The sequence below is a fragment of the Chromohalobacter sp. HP20-39 genome, assembly GCF_033052815.1.
Taxonomy (GTDB): Bacteria; Pseudomonadota; Gammaproteobacteria; order Pseudomonadales; family Halomonadaceae; genus Chromohalobacter.
Genome location: NZ_JAWHTP010000810.1, coordinates 1 through 260 on the forward strand (window position 1 = coordinate 1; position 260 = coordinate 260).

A 260-nucleotide genomic window follows, 5' to 3' on the forward strand; every position below is an offset into this window, starting at 1 on the left:
TGCGCGCACCGGCAGATGGCCGGCTCACGCGCGGCGCGGCGTTGATTGCCACCGGCGTGCTGCTGACCACGTTGTGCGGCGTATGGGTATCGCTGTCCTATACCGACAACGCCGTCACGCGCAGCCCCCTGTTCACGCAGATGCTGCAGTGGGCGCGCGGGGCAGACGGCGCATCAGGAAGTGCGGGCCGCAACGTGCTCGCCAACATTGCCCACGTGGTGGCGGTGGGGCAAGGCTACGGCTACCCGATCAACGAATCC

At 68.1% G+C, this 260-nt stretch carries 1 protein-coding gene; it reads left to right on the plus strand.

Annotation, left to right across the window (positions count from 1 at the left end; all coding sequences use genetic code 11):
• Window positions 1-260: hypothetical protein (locus RVY79_RS20200; RefSeq protein ID WP_317466362.1), on the plus strand; the 260-nt coding region annotated here is incomplete at both ends.